21 protein-coding genes are annotated in these 20,742 nt (G+C 67.9%); 12 read left to right on the top strand and 9 right to left on the bottom strand.

The features are described 5' to 3' along the window. Positions 1 to 18: 18 nt before the first annotated feature. The 4 genes from tuf to rpsL form a co-directional block, all read right to left on the bottom strand. Positions 19 to 1,209, bottom strand: a complete 1,191-nt coding sequence (tuf, locus tag BZG35_RS07560; RefSeq protein WP_077355085.1) for an elongation factor Tu — start codon at positions 1,207 to 1,209, stop codon at positions 19 to 21. A gap of 90 nt (positions 1,210 to 1,299) precedes the next feature. Continuing rightward, entirely contained in the window at positions 1,300 to 3,381 is a 2,082-nt protein-coding gene (fusA, locus tag BZG35_RS07555; RefSeq protein WP_077355084.1) for an elongation factor G, read from the bottom strand. Positions 3,382 to 3,528: 147 nt separating this feature from the next. Next, positions 3,529 to 4,002 (bottom strand): 30S ribosomal protein S7, encoded by a 474-nt coding sequence (gene rpsG / locus BZG35_RS07550; RefSeq protein ID WP_077355083.1) that lies wholly within the window; start codon positions 4,000 to 4,002, stop codon positions 3,529 to 3,531. A 66-nt stretch (positions 4,003 to 4,068) separates the two neighbouring features. After that, complete coding sequence (gene rpsL, locus BZG35_RS07545) at positions 4,069 to 4,443, bottom strand: 30S ribosomal protein S12 (protein ID WP_013269204.1); 375 nt, start codon at positions 4,441 to 4,443, stop codon at positions 4,069 to 4,071. Positions 4,444 to 4,802: 359 nt separating this feature from the next. On the opposite strand from rpsL, the gene rpmG reads away from it, so the two are divergent. After that, the gene (gene rpmG / locus BZG35_RS07540; protein WP_003164451.1) at positions 4,803 to 4,970 is read left to right on the top strand and encodes a 50S ribosomal protein L33; all 168 of its coding nucleotides are present in this window, start codon (positions 4,803 to 4,805) and stop codon (positions 4,968 to 4,970) included. Between the two features lie 92 nt (positions 4,971 to 5,062). Here the strand turns inward: rpmG and BZG35_RS07535 are convergent, their stop codons facing one another. Both BZG35_RS07535 and BZG35_RS07530 read right to left on the bottom strand, forming a co-directional pair. Continuing rightward, on the bottom strand, positions 5,063 to 6,427 hold the full coding sequence (locus BZG35_RS07535; protein ID WP_077355082.1) for a PleD family two-component system response regulator: 1,365 nt from the start codon (positions 6,425 to 6,427) through the stop codon (positions 5,063 to 5,065). A 3-nt stretch (positions 6,428 to 6,430) separates the two neighbouring features. Next, positions 6,431 to 6,814 (bottom strand): response regulator, encoded by a 384-nt coding sequence (locus tag BZG35_RS07530; protein WP_171982023.1) that lies wholly within the window; start codon positions 6,812 to 6,814, stop codon positions 6,431 to 6,433. Between the two features lie 118 nt (positions 6,815 to 6,932). Between BZG35_RS07530 and BZG35_RS07525 the strand changes: the two genes are divergently transcribed. Both BZG35_RS07525 and BZG35_RS07520 read left to right on the top strand, forming a co-directional pair. Further along, positions 6,933 to 8,192 (top strand): DNA polymerase IV, encoded by a 1,260-nt coding sequence (locus BZG35_RS07525; RefSeq protein WP_077355080.1) that lies wholly within the window; start codon positions 6,933 to 6,935, stop codon positions 8,190 to 8,192. A 24-nt stretch (positions 8,193 to 8,216) separates the two neighbouring features. Continuing rightward, positions 8,217 to 8,954, top strand: coding sequence for a polysaccharide deacetylase family protein (locus BZG35_RS07520; RefSeq protein ID WP_077355079.1), 738 nt, complete (start codon positions 8,217 to 8,219; stop codon positions 8,952 to 8,954). A gap of 163 nt (positions 8,955 to 9,117) precedes the next feature. On the opposite strand, the gene BZG35_RS07515 is transcribed toward BZG35_RS07520, so the two are convergent. Next, positions 9,118 to 10,059, bottom strand: a complete 942-nt coding sequence (locus BZG35_RS07515; protein ID WP_077355078.1) for a hypothetical protein — start codon at positions 10,057 to 10,059, stop codon at positions 9,118 to 9,120. Between the two features lie 100 nt (positions 10,060 to 10,159). On the opposite strand from BZG35_RS07515, the gene BZG35_RS07510 reads away from it, so the two are divergent. From BZG35_RS07510 to BZG35_RS07475, 8 genes are all read left to right on the top strand, one after another. Next, positions 10,160 to 10,618: a RidA family protein gene (locus BZG35_RS07510; RefSeq protein WP_077355077.1), complete on the top strand. Its 459-nt coding sequence runs from the start codon at positions 10,160 to 10,162 to the stop codon at positions 10,616 to 10,618. Beyond that, positions 10,615 to 11,769 carry a GNAT family N-acetyltransferase gene (locus BZG35_RS07505; RefSeq protein WP_077355076.1) on the top strand — a complete coding sequence of 385 codons (1,155 nt, stop codon included), beginning with the start codon at positions 10,615 to 10,617 and terminating at the stop codon, positions 11,767 to 11,769. The genes BZG35_RS07510 and BZG35_RS07505 overlap by 4 nt, the downstream gene beginning before the upstream one ends. 46 nt (positions 11,770 to 11,815) lie before the next feature. Further along, the gene (locus BZG35_RS07500; RefSeq protein ID WP_077355075.1) at positions 11,816 to 12,181 is read left to right on the top strand and encodes an SMI1/KNR4 family protein; all 366 of its coding nucleotides are present in this window, start codon (positions 11,816 to 11,818) and stop codon (positions 12,179 to 12,181) included. A gap of 66 nt (positions 12,182 to 12,247) precedes the next feature. Beyond that, complete coding sequence (mutL, locus tag BZG35_RS07495; protein ID WP_077355074.1) at positions 12,248 to 14,098, top strand: DNA mismatch repair endonuclease MutL; 1,851 nt, start codon at positions 12,248 to 12,250, stop codon at positions 14,096 to 14,098. A gap of 196 nt (positions 14,099 to 14,294) precedes the next feature. Continuing rightward, positions 14,295 to 14,795, top strand: a complete 501-nt coding sequence (locus BZG35_RS07490) for a MarR family winged helix-turn-helix transcriptional regulator (RefSeq protein ID WP_077355073.1) — start codon at positions 14,295 to 14,297, stop codon at positions 14,793 to 14,795. Next, positions 14,792 to 15,658, top strand: a complete 867-nt coding sequence (locus BZG35_RS07485; protein WP_077355072.1) for an SDR family oxidoreductase — start codon at positions 14,792 to 14,794, stop codon at positions 15,656 to 15,658. Before BZG35_RS07490 ends, BZG35_RS07485 begins: the two co-directional genes overlap by 4 nt. A gap of 43 nt (positions 15,659 to 15,701) precedes the next feature. Then, positions 15,702 to 17,057 (top strand): NADP-specific glutamate dehydrogenase, encoded by a 1,356-nt coding sequence (gdhA, locus tag BZG35_RS07480; RefSeq protein ID WP_077355071.1) that lies wholly within the window; start codon positions 15,702 to 15,704, stop codon positions 17,055 to 17,057. A gap of 135 nt (positions 17,058 to 17,192) precedes the next feature. Then, positions 17,193 to 17,678: a low molecular weight protein-tyrosine-phosphatase gene (locus BZG35_RS07475; protein ID WP_077355070.1), complete on the top strand. Its 486-nt coding sequence runs from the start codon at positions 17,193 to 17,195 to the stop codon at positions 17,676 to 17,678. Positions 17,679 to 17,682: 4 nt separating this feature from the next. Here BZG35_RS07475 and rsmD read toward each other — a convergent pair whose 3' ends face one another. Next, positions 17,683 to 18,249 (bottom strand): 16S rRNA (guanine(966)-N(2))-methyltransferase RsmD, encoded by a 567-nt coding sequence (gene rsmD / locus BZG35_RS07470; protein WP_077355069.1) that lies wholly within the window; start codon positions 18,247 to 18,249, stop codon positions 17,683 to 17,685. Between the two features lie 66 nt (positions 18,250 to 18,315). Between rsmD and BZG35_RS07465 the strand changes: the two genes are divergently transcribed. Continuing rightward, positions 18,316 to 19,242 (top strand): CPBP family intramembrane glutamic endopeptidase, encoded by a 927-nt coding sequence (locus tag BZG35_RS07465; RefSeq protein ID WP_171981902.1) that lies wholly within the window; start codon positions 18,316 to 18,318, stop codon positions 19,240 to 19,242. Here the strand turns inward: BZG35_RS07465 and BZG35_RS07460 are convergent. Next, on the bottom strand, positions 19,219 to 20,742 hold the full coding sequence (locus BZG35_RS07460; RefSeq protein ID WP_077355067.1) for a pseudouridine synthase: 1,524 nt from the start codon (positions 20,740 to 20,742) through the stop codon (positions 19,219 to 19,221). The genes BZG35_RS07465 and BZG35_RS07460 overlap by 24 nt on opposite strands.

Genomic DNA, 20,742 nt, shown 5'->3' with positions numbered 1-20,742 from the left:
CGTTAGCGCGCCATCGCCTTAGGCGATGATCTTGGCCACGACGCCGGCTCCGACGGTGCGGCCGCCTTCACGGATGGCGAAGCGGAGCTTCTCTTCCATGGCGATCGGGGTGATCAGCTCGACGTTCAGCTCGGCGTTGTCGCCGGGCATGATCATCTCGACACCTTCCTTAAGGTGCACGATGCCGGTCACGTCCGTGGTGCGGAAGTAGAACTGCGGGCGGTAGTTGGTGAAGAACGGGGTGTGACGGCCGCCCTCTTCCTTGGTCAGGATGTACGCTTCCGCCAGGAACTTGGTGTGCGGGGTGATGGAGCCCGGCTTGCACAGCACTTGGCCGCGCTCGACGTCCTCGCGCTTGGTGCCGCGCAGCAGCACGCCGACGTTGTCGCCCGCCTGGCCCTGGTCCAGCAGTTTGCGGAACATTTCCACGCCGGTGCAGGTCGTCTTCTGGACCGGACGGATGCCGACGATCTCGACTTCCTCACCGACCTTGACGATGCCGCGCTCGACCCGGCCCGTGACCACGGTGCCGCGGCCCGAGATCGAGAACACGTCCTCGACCGGCATCAGGAACGGCAGGTCGACCGGACGCTCCGGCTGCGGGATGTAGGCGTCGACGGTTTCCATCAGGGCCAGAACCATGTTCTCGCCGATTTCCGGGTTCACGCCGTCGGTCGCGGCCTTGGCCGAACCCATGGTGATCGGAATGTCGTCGCCCGGGAACTGGTAGGACGAAAGCAGCTCGCGCACTTCCATCTCGACGAGCTCCAGCAGCTCCTTGTCGTCGACCAGGTCGACCTTGTTCATGAACACGACCAGGGCGGGCACGCCGACCTGACGGGCCAGCAGGATGTGCTCGCGGGTCTGGGGCATGGGACCGTCGGCGGCCGACACGACCAGGATCGCGCCGTCCATCTGGGCGGCGCCGGTGATCATGTTCTTCACATAGTCGGCGTGGCCGGGGCAGTCGACGTGGGCATAGTGACGGTTGGCCGTCTCATATTCCACGTGGGCGGTGTTGATCGTGATGCCGCGGGCCTTTTCTTCCGGCGCGGCGTCGATGTCGGCATAGGCCATGGCCTTGGCCCCACCGGCCTTGGCCAGCGTCATCGTGATCGCCGCCGTCAACGTCGTCTTGCCGTGGTCCACGTGACCGATCGTGCCGATGTTGCAATGCGGCTTGTTACGTTCGAACTTTTCCTTGGCCATTCTCTTCTCTCCGTCCCCTGAGGTGAGGGGGCATATCCTAGGGTGTCAGGGGGTGTCCGGACGGACCAAAGTCCGCCCGGGATGTGGGGTTTAGGCGGAATATTTCTTGATCACTTCGTCGGCGACGTGCTGCGGCACCGGCTCGTAGTGGTCGTATTGCATGGTGAAGGCCGCGCGGCCCTGCGACATGCCGCGGAGCGTGTTCACATAGCCGAACATGTTGGCCAGCGGCACGAAGGCGTTCACGACGGTGGCGTTGCCGCGCATGTCCTGACCCTGGATCATGCCGCGGCGGCCGTTCAGGTCGCCGATGACCGAACCGAGGTAGTCCTCGGGAGTCACGACCTCGACCGCCATGATCGGCTCGAGCAGCTTGGGCGCGCCCTTCTCCTTCAGTTCGCGGAAGGCGGCGCGAGCCGCGATTTCGAACGCCAGCACGCTGGAGTCGACGTCGTGGAACTTGCCGTCCGTCAGGGTCGCCTTGAAGTCGATCAGCGGGAAGCCCGCCAGCAGACCGGAATCCTTGATGGAGTTCAGGCCCTTTTCGACGCCGGGGATGTATTCCTTGGGGATCGCGCCGCCGACGATCGAGTTCTCGAACACGAAGCCCGAGCCCGGCTCGCCGGGTTCGAAGGTCAGCATGACGCGGGCGAACTGGCCCGTACCACCGGTCTGCTTCTTGTGCGTGTAGTCGATGTCGACCTTGCGACCGAGCGATTCACGATAGGCGACCTGCGGCGCGCCGATGGTGGCCTCGACCTTGTAGGTGCGCTTCAGTATGTCGATCTTGATGTCGAGGTGAAGCTCGCCCATCCCCTTCAGGATGGTCTGGCCCGACTCGTGGTCGGTCGAGACGGTGAAGGAGGGATCCTCCGAGGCCAGCTTGGCCAGGGCGACGCCCAGCTTCTCCTGGTCGGCCTTGGTCTTGGGCTCGACCGAGATCTCGATCACCGGTGCCGGGAACTCCATCTTCTCGAGGATGACCGGCGACTTCAGCGGATCGCACAGGGTGTCCCCGGTGCGGGTGTCCTTCAGGCCGGCCAGGGCGACGATGTCGCCGGCATAGGCTTCCTTGACGTCCTCGCGGTTGTTCGAGTGCATCTGCAGCATCCGGCCGACGCGCTCGCGCTTGTCGCGCGACGAGTTCAGCAGGTTCTGGCCGGTTTCCATCTTGCCCGAATACAGGCGGCAGAAGGTCAGCGAGCCGACGAAGGGGTCGTCCATGATCTTGAAGGCCAGGATCGACAGGGGCTCGTCGTCCGACGCCTTGCGGACGATCGGCTCTTCCGTCTTGAAATCGATGCCCGGCGTCGGCGGGATGTCCAGCGGCGACGGCAGATAGTCGACGACGGCGTCCAGCAGCGTCTGCACGCCCTTGTTCTTGAACGCCGAGCCGCACAGGATCGGATAGAAGGCGCCGGTCAGCACGGCCTTGCGGATGCATTTCTTCAGCACTTCGGTCGAGGGCTCGGTGCCTTCGAGATAGGCTTCCATCGCCTCGTCATCGAGCTCGACCGAGTTGTCGATCAGGTACTGGCGGGCCTCGACGGCCTTGTCCATCAGATCGGCCGGGATCTCGCCGACGGTGAAGTTGGCGCCCAGGGCGTCGTTGTCCCAGATCACCGAGGTCATGGTGACCAGGTCGACCAGGCCCGACAGGCTGTTTTCCGAACCGATCGGGAACTGGATCGGCACAGCCTTGGCGCCCAGACGGTCGCGCATCGACTGCACCGAGGCGTCGAAGTCGGCGCCGATCTTGTCCATCTTGTTGACGAACACGATCCGCGGAACGTTGTACTTGTCGGCCTGGCGCCAGACGGTCTCAGTCTGGGGCTCCACGCCGGCGTTGCCGTCCAGCACGGCGACGGCGCCGTCGAGCACGCGCAGCGAGCGTTCGACCTCGATGGTGAAGTCCACGTGGCCGGGGGTGTCGATGATGTTCAGGCGCTTGCCCTGCCAGAAGGCGGTCGTGGCGGCCGAGGTGATCGTGATCCCCCGCTCCTGCTCCTGGTCCATCCAGTCCATGGTCGCGGCGCCGTCGTGGACTTCGCCGATCTTATGGTTCTTGCCGGTGTAGTACAGGATCCGCTCGGTCGTCGTCGTCTTGCCCGCGTCGATGTGGGCCATGATGCCGAAGTTGCGATAGTCCTGGAGCGCGTGCGTGCGGGCCATAAAGCGTGCCTTGAAATTTTTTCAGGGCGCTGGAGCCGCGCCCTCGGGAGATGTCGGTGTTCGGATAAGCGAACGCGGGCGATTTAACTGAAACCGCCCGCGCCGGATAGGCCTAGATAGTGTCGCGGTGAGACGCTTTGAAGGCGCCTACCAACGGTAGTGGCTGAAGGCGCGGTTGGCTTCGGCCATCTTGTGGGTGTCTTCGCGCTTCTTGACCGCGGTTCCGCGGTTGTTCGAGGCGTCCAGCAGCTCGGCGGCGAGCTTTTCCGTCATGGTGTTCTCGCCGCGCTTGCGGGCGGCGTTGACCAGCCAGCGGATGGCCAGGGCACGACGACGGTCGGGGCGAACCTCGACCGGGACCTGATAGGTGGCGCCGCCGACGCGACGCGACCGGACCTCGACCGACGGCTGGACGTTTTCCAGGGCGGTGTGGAAGGTCTGGACCGGCTCGAAGTCCTTCTTCTTGTCGGCCAGGATCTCGAACGCGCCATAGACGATGTTCTCGGCCACGGCCTTTTTGCCCTCGTACATGACGTAGTTCATGAACTTGGTGACGATCAGATCCTTGTATTTGGGATCCGGCAGGACTTCGCGTTTCTGGGCGCGGTGACGACGTGACATGAGGTGGGCCTTCTAAATCGTTCTTGGGAAGCCAGGCGGAGCCGGCTGAATCTGGGGAGGGTTCGCTTACTTCGGACGCTTGGTGCCGTAGTGCGAACGGCGCTGCTTGCGGTCCTTGACGCCTTGCGTGTCGAGCACGCCGCGCAGGATGTGGTAGCGCACGCCGGGAAGATCCTTCACGCGGCCGCCGCGGATCAGGACCACCGAGTGCTCCTGAAGATTGTGGCCCTCGCCGGGGATGTAGCACACGGCTTCGTAGCCGGACTTGGCCAGGCGGACCTTGGCGACCTTACGAAGCGCCGAGTTCGGCTTCTTGGGGGTCGTGGTGTAGACGCGGGTGCAGACGCCGCGGCGCTGGGGCGAGCCTTCCAGGGCCGGCACCTTGTTACGCACGGGCTTGGGCTTGCGGGGCTTGCGGATCAGCTGGTTGATCGTAGGCATCGTAGGGACGGTCTCGACTTCTGATGGAGGCGTGTGCCTGTCGGCCGGGGCGCCTCGGTTTCCTTCTTTTGAACGCCTCCGACGAAGACGCCCGGGATCGTTCGAGACCGGATCGCGTCCAACCAAACGAAAAAACCGGAACGCGCGCTTTGGGCGTTCCGGCGGGCACAGCCCGTCCGTTCAATTGTCACGATCAGGGTCGGCCAGGAGAAAGGCCTGCCTCGAAAGTCCGGCGCGTTTACGCTCGCGAGCCCCAGGGGTCAAGAGGCTCAGAAAGCGCGTTGACTTCCAAGGCGCGCTGAGTATGTTCCGCGCCTCTTATTTTCACGGCTTCCCCGCCGTCGCAAAGGTAATTTCCGATGGCCAAGCCCGCCTCAATCAAGATCCGCCTGAACTCGACCGCCGACACCGGCTTCTTCTACGTCACCAAGAAGAACGCCCGCACCATGACGGAAAAGATGGTCGTCAAGAAATACGATCCCGTCGTGCGCAAGCACGTCGAGTTCAAGGAAGGCAAGATCAAGTAGCAGGCTTGGTGGGCTAACGCGCCGTCGCGCGGCTTGAGCCCAGAACGAACTGAACGCCCGGCTGGAAACAGCCGGGCGTTTTGCTGTCGGCTCTAGGCGGCGCGGGCGATGACCCGGTCGCGTCCGGTGGCCTTGGCCTCGTAGACGCCTTCGTCGGCGCGCTTCATCAGGGCCTCGGGCGTATCGCTGGCCCGCGTCGTCGTCGCCACGCCGATGGAGATGGTCACGGTCAGGTGCTCCTTGCCGCCCATGACCCGGAACGGCGTCGAACCGACGTCGCGCCGGATGCGCTCGGCGATGCGGCGGGCGTCCTCCATCCCGGTGCCGGGCATGACCACGACGAACTCCTCGCCCCCCAGGCGGCAGGGCAGGTCCACGGCCCGGACATTGGTCGCCAGGCGCACGGCGAACTCGCGCAGCACCTCGTCCCCGGCGTCATGACCGAAGCCGTCGTTGACCGCCTTGAAGTGGTCTATGTCCATCACCAGCACGGAGACCGGCTCGCCCCCCAGCGCCGCGCGCCCGACGAAGGCCTGCAGCTGGCCGGCCATGTAGCGACGGTTGTGCAGCCCGGTCAGGGAGTCGGTGACCGCCATTTCCAGGCTGTAGTCCAGCTTTTCCTTGAGGAAGTCGGTATAGCGCTTGCGCCGGATCTGGGTCCGCGCCCGGGCGGACAGTTCCTCGGCGTCGACCGGCTTCATCAGGATGTCGTTGACCCCCAGTTCCAGGGCCTTCACCAGTCTCGGCCGGTCGGCGGGGTCGACCACCGCCAGGATGGGCAGATGCCGGGTGGGCTCGGCCGATCGGACCTGGGCGATCAGGCGCAGGCCATCGAATGTGGTCGCCGCCGCATTGACGATCATCAGATCGATCGGAGTCTTGGAGGCGATCAGGCCGGCGGCGGCGTCGCGCTCCATCACCGGCCGATGCTCGCGCATCAGTTCCTCGGCGATCCGCTCCGCCTGGCGTTCGTTGTCGTCGACGATCAGCACGCGCCCGCCGGACCCGCGCAGCCGCCCGGCCCCGTCGGTGGTGACCCCCAGCCGCTTGCCGCTCTCCTCGCGCTCGCGCAGCTCGTCCATGACCAGCTTCAGCCGGGTCAGGGAGCGCACGCGGGCGAACAGGATGACGTCGTCCAGCGGCTTGGTGACGAAGTCATCGGCCCCGGCCTCCAGCCCCTTGATGCGGTCCTCGCGGCCGTCCAGGGCGGTCACCAGCACGATGGGGATATGACTGCTGGCCGGGTCGGCCTTGATCCGGCGACAGGTCTCGAACCCGTCCATGCCGGGCATCATCACGTCCAGCAGGATGATGTCGGGCTTTTCCGATGCCGCCAGCCGGATGGCCGTGGCTCCGTCCTGACAGGTCAGAACGTCATAGTATTCCAGCGTCAGCTTGGCCTCGAGCAGGCGGACGTTGGCCTCGACGTCGTCCACCACCAGGATACGCGCCGTCATAAGCTACCCCACCAGGACAGGCTGACCGAGGTGCTTGCGCACGATCTCGAGGAACGGCATCACCGAGATGGGCTTGGAGATATAGGCCTCGCACCCGCCTTGCCGGATTCGCTCCTCATCGCCCTTCATGGCGAAGGCTGTCACGGCGATGATGGGGATGTGGGCCAGTTCCTCGTCGTCCTTCAGCCATTTGGTGACCTCCAGACCACTGATTTCGGGCAGCTGGATGTCCATCAGGATCAGGTCGGGCATGTGCAGACGCGCCAGGGCCATCGCCTGCAGGCCCTCGCGAGTCTGAAACGTCTGATAGCCCTGGGAATCGAGCAGATCATGAAAGAGCTTCATGTTCAGCTCGTTATCCTCGACGATGAGGACTTTCTTGGACATCATCACCTGGTCTGATCGCCTCGACTGACGCGCCCAGGGCGCACGGAGGCTTTTCGCCTTCTTCGGTTTCGATTGTGCCGACGCAGTCTTAAGTTGGCGTGAAGCCGGAAACCCAAGCGTGGCCATAACCGCCCTTTGTCGAGAATGCCTGTGGACCGGGGCGGACGCCGTGACGCGCTGCCCGGCCTGCGGCTCGCCGCGCGTCCGGATGGACCCCGAACTGTCCAGCCTGTCCATCGCCCACCTGGACTGCGACGCCTTCTATGCCTCGGTGGAGAAGCGCGACCGGCCCGAGCTGCGCGACCGGCCGGTGATCATCGGCGGTGGCGTACGGGGCGTGGTCTCCACCGCCTGCTACATCGCGCGCCAGTCGGGCGTCGGCTCGGCCATGCCGATGTTCAAGGCGCTGAAGGCGTGTCCGGACGCCGTCGTGATCCGGCCGGACTTCACCAAATACGTCTTCGAGTCGCAGCGCATCTTCGGCATGGTCGGCGAACTGACGCCCCTGGTGCAGACCCTGTCGCTGGACGAGGCCTGGATCGACCTGTCGGGCACCGACCGGCTGAACGGCGGCCCACCGGCGCTGCAACTGGTCCGGCTGCAGCAGCGGATCGAGGCGGAGACCGGCTTGACCGTCTCCATCGGCCTGGCCCCCAACCGCTTCCTGGCCAAGATCGCGTCCGAACTGGACAAGCCGCGCGGTTTCTCGGTGATCGGGGCCGCGAACGCCCAGGCCCTGCTGGCCCCCAAGTCGGTGCGCATCCTGCCCGGGGTCGGCCCGGTCTTCGGCAAGACCCTGGTCAGCGACGGCTTCGCCACGGTGGGGGACCTGGCCGCCGCCGATGTCCGGGCCCTCGTAAAACGCTACGGCGAAACCGGTCTGCGGCTTCATGACCTCGCCCACGCCCGCGACGCCCGATCGGTGAACCCCGAGCACGACCGGCGCGGCATGAGCGCGGAAAACACCTTCAACACCGACCTGACGACCGTGGAGGATCTGGAGGCCGAGCTCTGGCCGCTGTGCGAGAAGGTCGCCTCCAAGGCCCGGCGCGACGGCGTCGCCAGCCGGGTCGTGGTGCTGAAGCTGCGGCGGACCGACTTCAAGATCGTCACTCGCCGCACCACCCTGCCCGATCCGGTGCAGACGGCGCGCGCCCTGTTCGCCATCGGCCGCGACCTGCTGAAGCCCGAACTGGGCCGCCCCTATCGGCTGATCGGCATCGGGCTGGCCGACATCCAGGACGCCGAGGACATGCCCCCCGCGCTGTTCGACCGGGGCGAGGCCCGCACCCTGAAGACCGAGACAACCATCGACGCCCTGCGCGAGAAGTTCGGGGCCGGGGCCGTGGTGGCGGGACGGGCGTTGAAACGCCCTTAAGGGACCATCGGGCAGACTGGCTGCATGTCCGCCCTTCTCGACAAGATGCGTCGCCGCGCCGGCCGCTGGCTGGATGTTCACGCCGCGCCGATCCGACCCGAGCGCGGTGTCTTCAGCCTGTCGTTCGACGACATCCCCGCGACGGCCTGGACCGAGGCGGGGCCGATCCTGGCCGAGCATGGCGTCACCGCCACATATTATGTCTGCGGCGGGCTGGAGAGCGGCACCAACCTGGACCTGCCCCAGTTCACCACGGCCCACCTGCAGGCCCTGTTCGCCGCCGGACACGAGGTCGGCTGCCACACGCACAGCCACGCCAATGCGCTGCGCCTGTCACCGGCCGCCTATGCCGCCGACCTCGACCGCAACGCCGCCTGGGTGGCCGAGCGGCTGGACGGCCACCGGATGCAGACCTTCGCCTGGCCGTTCGGCGACGTGGCGCGGGCGACCAAGGCGGTCGTCGCCGACCGGTTCGCCCTGGGCCGGGGGATCCGCGACGGGGTCAACGCCGGATCGGCCGACCGCGCCAACCTGCAGGCCATTGGGCTGGAAAGCCGCCGGTTGCCCGCCTACGACCTGGAGGCGCTGATGGCCGAGACGGCCGAGCGGAAGGGCTGGCTGATCGCCTACGGCCACGACGTGATGGACGGGCCCACGCCCTACGGCTGCACCCCCGACGACCTGGACCAGGTCATCCGGCTGGCCAAGGCGGCGGGGCTGGAGATCGTGCCGGTCGGCCAGGCCTGGGCGCGGACACAGTGATCCTTCTCCCCTTGCGGGAGAAGGTGCCCCGAAGGGGCGGATGAGGGGTACGAAGACGCAGACAAGGTGATTGGAGCAGACGGCAACCGGCCGGCACCGGGCGTCACCCCTCATCCGACCTCGCTTCGCTCGGCCACCTTCTCCCGCAAGGGGAGAAGGGACGTTAAGCCGCCTCCGCCATCTCCATCGCCGCTTTCCGCTGTTCCGCCCACGGGATCAGCGTCGCCCGCGGCCAAGCCACCAGCCAGGAGCTGGGCGTGTACTCCCCACTTTCGATCAGCGCCTTACGCGTCGGCGACGAGGCGCTCGCCCGCTCCGAATGAATCGGCGCCGGGCCCTGATGGACGATGAAGGCCCCGCCCTTCAGCGGGTTCAGCCGCAGATAGGCCAGGCGAGGGCTGATCGTCTCCAGCGGCGGATCGTAGAACCAGCTCGAACCGATCATGCCGGCCAGTTCCGGCCGCGTCTTGCAGATCGCCGCCGCCGTGGCCCAGGCCCGGTCCCAGCCGGCTTCGTTGAAATCGGCCAGCTGGCGGCTCTCGGTATGGACCTCCAGCCAGGGCCGCTTCCAGCCCTGGGCCCGGATATAGGCCATCAGCGGCGACCAGCCGTGGCCGTCGCGCCCGTTCCGCACCACCTGCCCCGGCCCCATGGGCGAGGACAGGTCGATGGTCTGGGTCAGGGCCCCGGGCACGCTGAGCCCCAGGGCCATGCGCACGTCCTTGGCCCAGTGATCGGCGTCATAGGCCGCGTCCGTCTCGGCGGACGCCGCCAGGAACTCGGCCAGCCGGTCCAGCCAGTAGGGATAGAGCTCCATCACCTCGCCCGGCAGGGCCGCCGCCCTCGCCCGCCCCGGCAGCTCCAGCGCCCAGGTCGCCACCAGGGCACGGCGCATGGCGTCGGTCGCGTCCGCGCCCAGCGCCCCACCCTTTAGCGAAATTTCGGCGGCGTGGGCGGGCAGGTCGAAATTCCAGTGCGACGCGGCGGCCACCGCCGGACCCACGGCCTCGACCGAGGCGATATCGACCCGCGTCCGCTCTTCGGCGGTCAGTCGGGCCCGGACGGCGTTGAACGCCGCATGCTGGTCGGGAGAGAGCGTTTCCATTGGGCCACGATGCCACACGCCGGTTGGCGAACCTTTAAGGGCTGGCGAGGTGTCGCAGCCCCGCGCTAAACCCGCCCCATACCCCCATCTGGAGCCGCGCATGTCCATCACCGCCCGCCTGACCGAACTCGGCATCGCCCTGCCCCAGCCCGCGGCGGCCGTGGCCAATTACGTGCCGTTCGTGCGCACCGGCAATCTGGTCTTCATCTCGGGCCAGCTGTCGAACGACGCCTCGGGCGGGATCAAGGGCACGGTCGGCGAGGACGTCACCCCGGAACAGGCCAACGCCGGAGCGCGGCTGTGCGGCATCAACCTGCTGGCCCAACTCAACGCCGCCCTCGACGGCGACCTCGACCGCGTCGTGCGCATCGTCAAACTGGGCGGCTTCGTCCAGGCCGGCCCGGGCTTCACCGCCATTCCCGCCGTCATCAACGGCTGTTCGGACCTGATGGTCGAGGTGTTCGACGACGCCGGCCGCCACGCCCGCTCGGCCGTCGGCGTCTATCAGCTGCCCCTCGGCTTCGCCGTCGAGGTGGACGCCATCGTCGAGGTGCGGTGAACCCCCAGCCCGACTTCACCCTCCAGGTCCACGACAGCCTCGCGGACATCGGCCGCGAGGCCTGGGACGCCTGCGCCGCCCCGACCGGCGATCCCTTCGTCAGCTATGATTTCCTGCACGCCTGCGAGGCCTCGGGCAGCGCGGTCCCGTCGCAGGGCTGGGGCCCGCGCCACCTGACCCTGCGGGGCCCGGACGACGCCGTCCTGGGCTGCATGCCCCTCTATCTGAAAGGCCACAGCCAGGGCGAATACGTCTTCGACCACAGCTGGGCCGACGCCTATCAGCGCGCCGGCGGCCGGTATTATCCCAAGCTGCTGGGGGCCGTCCCCTTCACCCCCGCCACCGGCCCGCGCTTCCTGCATGCGCCGGACACAAGCGAAGGCGTCGTCCGGGCCGCCCTGATCCAGGGGGCCGTGGCCCTGACCGAGCGGCTGGGCGTCTCCTCGCTGCACGTCAACTTCCCGACCCGGCCCGAATGGTTCGCCATGGGCGAGGCCGGCATGCTGCGCCGCCAGGACATGCAGTTCATCTGGCGCAACGAGGGCTACCAGACCTTCGACGACTTCCTGGCGGCCCTGTCCTCCAACCGCCGCAAGACCATCCGCCGCGAACGCCGCGACGCCCAGGCCGGCCTCGACATCCGCGTCCTGACCGGCTCCGACCTCACCGAGGCCCACTGGGACGCCTTCTTCGAATTCTACCAGGACACCGGCGAGCGCAAATGGGGCCGGCCCTATCTGACCCGCGCCTTCTTCTCCATGATCGGGGAGACGATGGCCGACCGCATCGCCCTGGTCATGGCCTTCCGCGACGACACTCCTATCGCCGGAGCCCTGAACTTCATCGGCCGCGACGCTCTGTACGGCCGCCAGTGGGGCGCGCTGGAGGAGGTCCCCTTCCTCCATTTCGAGCTCTGCTACTACCAGGCCATCGAATTCGCCATCGCCCACGGCCTGTCCCGCGTCGAGGCGGGCGCCCAGGGCGAGCACAAGATCGCCCGCGGCTACCTCCCCTCCCCCGTCCACTCCGCCCACTGGATCGCCGATCCGGCCCTGCGGGCACCGGTGGAGCGCTATCTCGAGCAGGAACGACCGGGCGTGGAGGCGGAGATCGCGGCGATGACCGAGGAGCTGTCGCCGTACAGAACTTGACGTCGGCTGCGCTGACACCGCGCCGAACCTGTGCTATTTCGGGTGAATGGCTTTCCCAGCGACGGAAGCGACAATCGCCGAAGCCGAGCGTTCCATCGGCCGCAGTTTGCCGCCGGATCTGCGAGCCCGGCTCGCGCGGTCGAACGGCGGGGACATCACCATTGCCGACGATTCCTGGTCTCTCATTCCGGTGCGGGATGTCACTGACCGCAAGCGGCTTTCCCGCACCGCCAATGACATCGTGCGAGAAACCGAGCAGGCTCGAGCGTGGCGGAACTTTCCGAAGGAAGGCTTCGCCGTCGCCTCGAACGGGACCGGTGACCTGCTGATCCTGATTCCCGGCTCTCTTGACGTGCACCACTGGTGCCATGAGACCGGAGCCGTGGCTGCGGTCACTGTTGACTGGATATAAGCGAGCGCGAAAGCTGGCTGGTTCCGCAAGACCCTGTCGACGCAACGCGCTACCCTTCCGAATCCCATGCCCATCCGCCGCCTCCCCCCCGAGACCGTCAACCGCATCGCCGCCGGCGAGGTGGTCGAACGCCCGGCCAGCGCCATCAAGGAGCTGGTCGAGAACGCGCTCGACGCGGGGGCGACCCGGATCGAGGTCCAGGCCGACGGCGGGGGCCTGTCGCGCATCCTGATCGCCGACGACGGCCACGGCATGGCCCCGGACCAGCTGGCCCTGGCCGTCGAACGCCATGCCACCTCCAAGCTGGAGCCCGACGACGCCGGCGACGTCGACCTGCTGCGCATCTCGACCCTCGGATTCCGCGGCGAGGCCCTGCCCTCGATCGGCTCGGTCGCCCGGCTGACCATCACCAGCCGCAGCCCCCGCGGCGACGCCCACCAGATCACCGTGGAGGGCGGCGACACCCGCCCCGTCGCCCCCGCCGCCTTCCCGGGCCCGCACGGCGCCCGGGTCGAGGTCCGCGACCTGTTCTATGCCACCCCCGCCCGGCTCAAATTCATGAAGTCCGAGCGCTCCGAGGCCATGGCCATTTCGGAGGAGATCAAGCGCCAGGCCATGGCCCATGAAGGGGTCGCCTTCACCCTCGACCTCGACGGCCGCACCACCCTACGCCTGCCCGCCGAGCATCCCGGCGACGAAGGCCGGCTGAAGCGTCTCGCCGCCCTGTTGGGCCGGGATTTCGAGGCCAATGCCCTGCTGATCGACCAGTCGCGCGAGGGCATCCGCCTGTCGGGCTACGCCGGCCTGCCCACCTATTCGCGCGGCAACGGCGGGCACCAGTATCTGTTCGTCAACGGCCGCCCGGTCCGCGACCGGCTGCTGCAGGGGGCCCTGCGCGGGGCCTATGCCGACTTCCTCGCCCGCGACCGGCATCCGGCGGCGGTGCTGTTCCTCGAGATCGATCCCCTGTTCGTGGACGTCAACGTCCACCCGGCCAAGGCCGAGGTCCGGTTCCGCGACCCCCAGATGGTGCGCGGCCTGATCGTCGGGGCCCTGCGCCACGCCCTGCACGCCGCCGGCCACCGCGCCTCGACCACCGTGGCCGACAATGTGCTGGCGGGCTTCACCGCCCACACCGGCGCGGCCTTCAGTCCGACCTCACAGACGTCGCAGGGCTTCGCCGGCGGCTTCAGCGGCTGGACCGGCTGGGACGGTCCCGCCGCCGCCGCCCAGGAGATCCCCGGCCTGTCCGAACGCTCGGCCCGCGTCGAGCCGGGCGGGTTCGATCCCTCGACCCTCAACCCCCGACCCTCGCCCCTCCAGCCCGACCCCATCGACCAGCCCCTCGGCGCCGCCCGGGCCCAGCTGCACGGCACCTATATCGTCGCCCAGACTCGCGACGGCCTGGTCGTCGTCGACCAGCACGCCGCCCACGAACGCCTCGTCTATGAGCGGATGAAGGTCCAGATGGCCCAGGGGTCCGTCACGCGTCAGGCCCTGCTGACCCCCGAGGTGGTCGAGCTGGACCCCGCCGAGGCCGACCGCGTCCTGGCCCGCGCCGATGAGCTGGCGGAGCTGGGCCTGATCGTCGAACCCTTCGGCGGCGGAGCCGTGCTGGTCCGCGAGACGCCCGCCCTGCTGGGCGACACCGACGTCCAGGGCCTGATCCGCGACATCGCCGACGACCTGGCCGAGCACGGCGCCGCCCTGGCCCTGTCCGAGCGGCTGGGCGAGGTCTGCGGCACCATGGCCTGCCACGGCTCCGTCCGCGCCGGCCGCGTCCTGTCCGCACCCGAAATGAACGCCCTCCTCCGCCAGATGGAGGTCACGCCCCACTCCGGCCAGTGCAACCACGGCCGCCCGACCTATGTGGAGCTCAAGCTCAACGATCTGGAAAAGCTGTTCGGGCGGCGGTGAGGGGCGGGATGGCTCGCTGGTGAGCCGAGCGCGGCATGGGCGGTCTGCCTGAAGACGCGCCATTCCGTTCGCCGTACCAATGTCCGCTTTCAGGAGATTACCAAGGACCGCTCTGGACCCAAAGCGGCCGTAATCGGAACCAAAAACCCGCGCCATAGTTTGACAGCATGTTGTCGATACGGAAGCGCATTGCCATATGCACATTCACAAACCGGATGTCCGAGCGCTCGCGTTGGCGATCTTCGCCGCCAACGGTCGCTTGATCAGCGCGGGAAACGAGCTCGTTGCGCCAATGGGTCTGACGAGTGCGTGGTGGCAGGTGCTCGCCGCCCTGCGCTACTCGCCTATGCCGCTCCCTGCCGCCTCGATCGCCCGCAACATGGGCCTGACCCGGCAGGCGGTGCAGAGGATCCTCGATCTCCTGGCTGAGCATGGGCTCGTCGCCTTCAAGGCCAATCCCCATCACCAACGCGCGAAGCTCGTCGTCCTCACCCCGACCGGAACGGCGGCCGTGACGGGCGCGGAGCAGGCCGTCGCCCCGTTTGATCAGGCCATCGCGGACAGGGTCGGGGCTGAGCGTATTCGAGACGCCATCAAGACCCTCGAGGAGATGAACGCCGTGATCTCCGAGCTGCTCGACCGGCCCCTCCATTCCAACTCTCCCCACTCCAACTCCGATCAGGAAGACCCATCATGATCCTCGTTACAGGCGCGACCGGCGGCATCGGCGGCGAAATTTGCAGGCTGCTCCATGAGGCCGGCACCCCATTCAGGGCGATGGTCCGCAAGCCGGAGCAGGTCGCCAAACTGAAAGACAAGGGATTCGAAGCCGTCGTCGGCGACTTCGATCGCCCGGAAACCTTGGCCCCTGCGATGCGAGGCATCGAAACGCTGTTTCTCCTCACCGCGCCGAACCCCAAACAGGTCGAGCAGGAGACGTCCGCGATCGATGCGGCCAGGTCCGTTGGAATCCGTCGGATCGTCAAACTGTCCGCGTCCGACGCCAACGTGCGTTCGTTGATCCCATGGGCGAAATCGCACGCCCTAATCGATCACCACCTGCGTGCATCGGGGGTCGAATGGACGATCCTGAAACCCACTGGCTACATGCAGAACTTCCTTTGGTATAAGGAGCCGATCGCCAGGGGCTTCCTGCCGCACGTGGCCGGCAAGGGGTCGGTCTCCCTGATCGATACGCGCGATATCGCGCGCGTCGCCGCCACCGTTCTCAGCGAGGACGGTCACGCCGGCGCGAGCTATTTCCTCACCGGTCCCGAGACACTGGACATGCGGGAGGCCGCAGAGCGCCTGTCCGGGGTGATCCAGCGCAAGGTCCGCTATGTCGATCTGCCGACCCCCATCTATCGCGCCATCCTTCGCGTGACCGGCAATTCACGCTGGATGGCGAACGGCCTGATTGTGCAGTTCTCCAACATGGTCGCCCAGCATCACGACATCGATCCGACGGCTGAGATCGAGCGCCTGACCGGCGTTCCCCCACGCAGCTTCACCGACTTCGTCCGCGACCATCGTCACGAGTTCCTGGCCTCGCGCGCCTAGTTTTCTTGCGTCTTCATCTCGCCGTCTTCAGCAGAGTCTCATCATGCCTCGTCGATCGTCCAGCGACCTGAAAAGCTTCCTTGCGGAACTCGTCGATCGCTACCCCGGGCAACCGGAGTTCCTTCAGGCGGTCGATGACGTGGTGACCGAGGTCTGGCCCCTGGTCGAGGACACCAAGGCCTATCGTGACAACGAAATTCTGAGGCGGATCGTCGAACCCGATCGGATCGTCAGTTTTCGGGTCGTGTGGCAGGACGATCGGGGCCGGCCGCGGGTCGAACGGGGTTGGCGTGTCCAGCATTCGAACGCGATCGGCCCGTACAAGGGCGGACTTCGGTTCTCCCCGAACCTGACGGAAGGGGTGCTGAAATTTCTGGCCTTTGAGCAGACCTTCAAGAACAGTTTGACGGGCCTGCCGCTCGGTGGAGCCAAGGGGGGCGCGACCTTCGCCCCGCGCGGCAAGTCGGACGCCGAGGTCATGCGGTTCTGCCAGAGCTTCATGACCGAACTGCATCGCTACATCGGCCCGAATGAAGACGTCCCGGCGGGCGACATGGGCGTGGGCGCGCGCGAGATCGGCTATCTGTTTGGGCAATACAAGCGACTGGCGAACCGGTTCGAGGGTGCGCTGACCGGCAAGGGCCTGTCATACGGGGGCAGCGAAGTCCGGTCGGAGGCGACCGGGTGGGGCACCGTCTTCTTTCTCAAGGCTGTGCTCGAGCGCGCGGACGACGGACTGAAGGACAAGACCGTGTCGATTTCAGGAGCCGGCAACGTTGCGCTTCACGCCGCGCAGAAGGCCGTCGAGGAAGGCGCGAAGGTCGTGACCCTGTCCGACAGCGAGGGTTTGCTGCACGCCCCGGACGGGTTCGACCCAGAACTGCTCGAGCGGGTCATGACGCAGAAGCTCGAGCGGCGCGGCCCGCTTTCCGCCGTCGCCGAGGGATCAAAGACCCTCGAATTCCACAAGGGACGGACGCCCTGGGGTGTCGAATGCGATATCGCCCTGCCGTGCGCCACCCAGAACGAGCTCGACGGCGATGACGCCAAGAAGCTGCTGCAAGGGGGCGTCCGCTATGTCATCGAGGGGGCGAACATGCCCTGTACGCCCGATGCCGTGGCCGCCTTTCGAAAGGCCAAGATCGGCTTCGGGCCGGCGAAGGCCGCCAACGCAGGCGGGGTCGCCGTGTCCGGTCTGGAGATGGCCCAGAATTCCGCCCGACTGTCATGGGACGAAGCGCGCCTCACCTCGCAACTGGAGGACATCATGGTCGAAATTCATGACCGCTGCGTCGCCGACGGTGAAGATCGGAACGGCCATGTCGACTACGTCCGAGGGGCCAATATCGCCGGCTTCCGCAAGGTGGCCGATGCCATGGTGGCCCAGGGGGTGGTTTGACTTGCTAGACGGAGTGTCCTTGAGCAGAGCGGTCAGCGCGGCGCGCTTTGCGGTGAAGGCTCGATTTTCGCCCCGACGGCGGGCTCCGACCATTCGCACCTGCGTCGAAGTCAGAATTCGCTCTACACTTACGTTATGAACTCCGTCCTCTTCGTCTGCCTCGGCAACATCTGTCGCTCGCCCCTCGCCGAAGCCGCCTTGCGCGCCGAGGCGGAGCGTCTGCGCCTCGACCTCACCATCGAGTCCGCCGGCACCGGCGACTGGCATGTCGGCGAGCCGCCCGACCCCCGCGCCCAGGCCGTCGCCGCCCGCCACGGCCTCGACATCTCCGCCTACCAGACCCGGCAGGTGACGCCGGCGGACTTCCGCCGCTTCACCCACATCGTCGCCCTCGACCACGACAACCTGTCGAACCTGCGCCGAATAGCCCCCGCCGACGCCACCGCCGCGCTCAGCCTCCTGCTCGACCACGTCCCGGGCCGCGAGGGTCAGGCCGTCACCGACCCCTGGTTCGGCGACGCGGCCGGCTTCGACGTCACCTGGGCCGAGGTCACGGCGGCGGCGGCGGGCCTGGCGGGGCGGCTGACCGATCCCAACCCTCGTCCGGTCGCGACGGCGTGATGCGCTAGGGAAGCACTCGCAGAAACAGCACCCGCGCCGCCCCATAGTCCCGCGCGTCCAGCCGCGCATAGCCCGGCGTCTCGATCTCCGGCTCGTCCGAGCCCCGCTCCAGCACCAGCAGGGCTCCCGGCTTGAGCCAGCGCCCCTCGATCAGCCGGGCCAGGGCCTGCTCCCCCAGCCCCTTGCCGTAGGGCGGGTCAACGAAGGCCAGGTCGAAGGCCTCGCCATCCGATCCGGGGCGGGGCCCCAGATCGATGGCGCTGCGCCGGTGCACGCGGGTCGTGCCCAGCAGGCCATAGGCGTCGGCGTTCTCGCGGATCACGCCCCGCGCCGTCTCGTCGGTCTCGACGAACAGGGCGAAGGCCGCCCCCCGGCTCATCGCCTCGAACCCCAGGGCACCCGATCCGGCGAACAGGTCCATGACCCGCATCCCGGCCAGGGGCTCGGCCCAGGCGGCGTGCTCCAGCACATTGAACACGGCCTGGCGCGCCCGGTCCGACGTCGGCCGCGTGCCCTGCCCTTCCGGCGCGACGATGGCCCGGCCCTTCAGTCTTCCAGATACGATCCTCATGGCCTGCCTCTGGACCGGAATACCGGGTCAATGCAACGGTGGGTCATGTCGCTTGATCCTGCGCCCATGCGGTCGGTTTCCCTCGCCCTCCAGGCGGCGCGACGCTCACCGATGATCACCGGCCCCGCGGTGAATCACCCGTGGCGCAGGCTGGCCAGTTTCATCGGCCTCGCGATCCTGCTGCTGCTGGTGTCCAGCGTGGTCTTCGGCATCATCGTCCTGATCGTGCCGGATTTCGGGGCCTTGGTGCGGTGGTCCGGACCGCTGCCCGACACGCCCATGCGGCTGGTCGACGAGGCCTGGTTCATGCTGGCGATCGGCTCGGTCCTCGGCCTCCTGGCCCTGGCCCTCCTCTCCGCAGCGGCCATCACCTACCGCCTGCGGCCTACCGATTTTCTTTGGCCCGGGCGGCCGTTCAACCGTCGTGATTTCGGGATCGGCTTCCTTGCCATGGCCTGTCTCGGCGTGATGCAGATTCCGTCCTACATGATGTCGGGCGAGCCGTGGTCGCCGCCGCTGTTCGATCCGCTCTATGCCGACTGGACGCGGCTGGCCTTCGTGATCGGGGCGACCGTGGGCCTGCTCACCGCGGCCGCGGCCGAAGAGGTGGCCTGTCGCGGCGTGCTGCTGCGCCTCTCCGGCCAGGCGACCCGGCATCCCCTGATCCTGTGCCTCGTCAATGGCGTGCTGTTTTCCGCCCTGCACGGGGATCCGGACCCCGTCGCCTTCGTCTCGCGCGCTCTGTCAGGGGCGGTCTGGAGCTGGGCGGCCCTGCGGCTCGGCGGACTGGAGTTCGCGATCGGGGCGCACCTGGCCAACAACCTGATCATCACCCTGTTCTGGGAACCCCTGTCCGAGATGGAGGTCGGCCAGGACTCGGCCTGGACCGCGCTCGTGCCCGAATTGATCGTGGCCGTGGTGATCGTGGCCATCACCGAGCGGCTGGCCGGTGCGCGCCGCTTTCCGGACCTATCCCCGCGAGGGGCCGCGTGACCCACCGGGCTTGCCCCCGGCGCGCGGGCCGGCGGCGCGAGGCCCGCTCGCCCCGTCACGCGGCTTGAACTCGCGCTTGGGCCCGGCCTTGCCGGCCCTGTCCCCGTCGCGGGCCCAGGTGGCCGACTTCGGCCCGATCATCTTGTCCTCGCGTGGCTTGAACACCCGCGCCGGCCGTTCGGCGTCGGCCGCGCCTTCGCGGGGCGTCCACGCCTTCTTGGTCGAGGGGCCGCGCGGGTTCGGCGGGGCCGCCTTGGCCCAGCCGGCCTTCTTGGGCGGACGGTTGGCGCGTTCGGCGCCTTCGACCTGGGCGACCCCGGCGGCGCGGACGCGGCTGGGCTTGCGCGACGGGTCCGACATGGCCGAGCCCGAAGACCCCGTGACCTTGGGTGCCCCTGTCCGGCGGCCGGGGATGGGGGCCGGGGTCGCGACGGTGTTGCCCTCAGGCAGGTTGTCCGGGCGGATATGGTCGCCCAGCAGTTCGCGGATCACCCGGGGACCGACCTCCTCGACCGAGCCGACGGCCAGGGTGCCCAGCTGGAACGGCCCATAGGCCAGGCGGATCAGCCGGTTGACGGTCAGGCCGACCGATTCCAGCACCTTGCGGACCTCGCGGTTCTTGCCCTCGGCGATCTGGACGCTGATCCACAGGTTGGCGGCCTGGCTGCCGTCCTCCTTGGTCGTCGCCTTGTCGATGGTCGCCTCGACCGGCCCGTAGCGGACGCCGTCGACCGTGACCCCGTCCTTGAGCTTGTCGAGGTCCGCCTGCGTCACCCGCCCGCGCGCGCGGGCCCGGTACTGACGCACCAGCGCCGTCTCGGGCAGCTCCAGCGCCCGGCTCAGCTCGCCGTCGTTGGTCAGCAGCAGCAGGCCTTCGGTATTGATGTCCAGACGCCCGACCGAGATGACCCGCGGCAGGCCGCTAGGCAGGGCGTCGAACACGGTGGGGCGCCCCTGCGGATCGTTGTGCGAGGTCAGCAGGCCGACCGGCTTGTTGTAACGCCAGACGCGCGTGGCCTGGGCCGCCGCGATCGCCTTGCCGTCGACCGTGATGACGTCGTCGCGGGTCACCAGGGTCGCCGGCGTGTCCAGGATGCGGCCGTTGACCGCCACCTTGCCCAGGCCGATCAGCCGCTCGACCTCTCGACGCGAGGCGATGCCGGCCCGGGCCATGGCCTTGGCGATCCGCTCGCTGCGCTTCGGTTCGGCGAGGGCTGCGGCCTTCGCATCCCTCGCACCGGGCTTGCCGCCCGCGCGGGGCGGCTTGGCCTTGGGTTCGGGGCGCGCGCCCTTGTCGGCCGGATAGGCGCGGCCGCTGCCCGAGCCCCGGCCGCCCGAGCCCCGGCCTTCCTCGGAACTCTTGGTGCTGGACTGGAACAGGGCGGCGGAGGCCGAGCCCGGTCGCGCGGAGCCGCTTTTGGGGCGGTCCCCGGGCTTGTGCGCCCTCGGGGCTTGACTGGGGCGGGGCTTCTTGTCGTTGTCGTCGGGATGGCGGGCCAT

The organism is Brevundimonas sp. LM2, from assembly GCF_002002865.1.
Classification (GTDB): Bacteria; Pseudomonadota; Alphaproteobacteria; order Caulobacterales; family Caulobacteraceae; genus Brevundimonas.
This window is presented reverse-complemented; position numbering and strand designations above follow the sequence as displayed.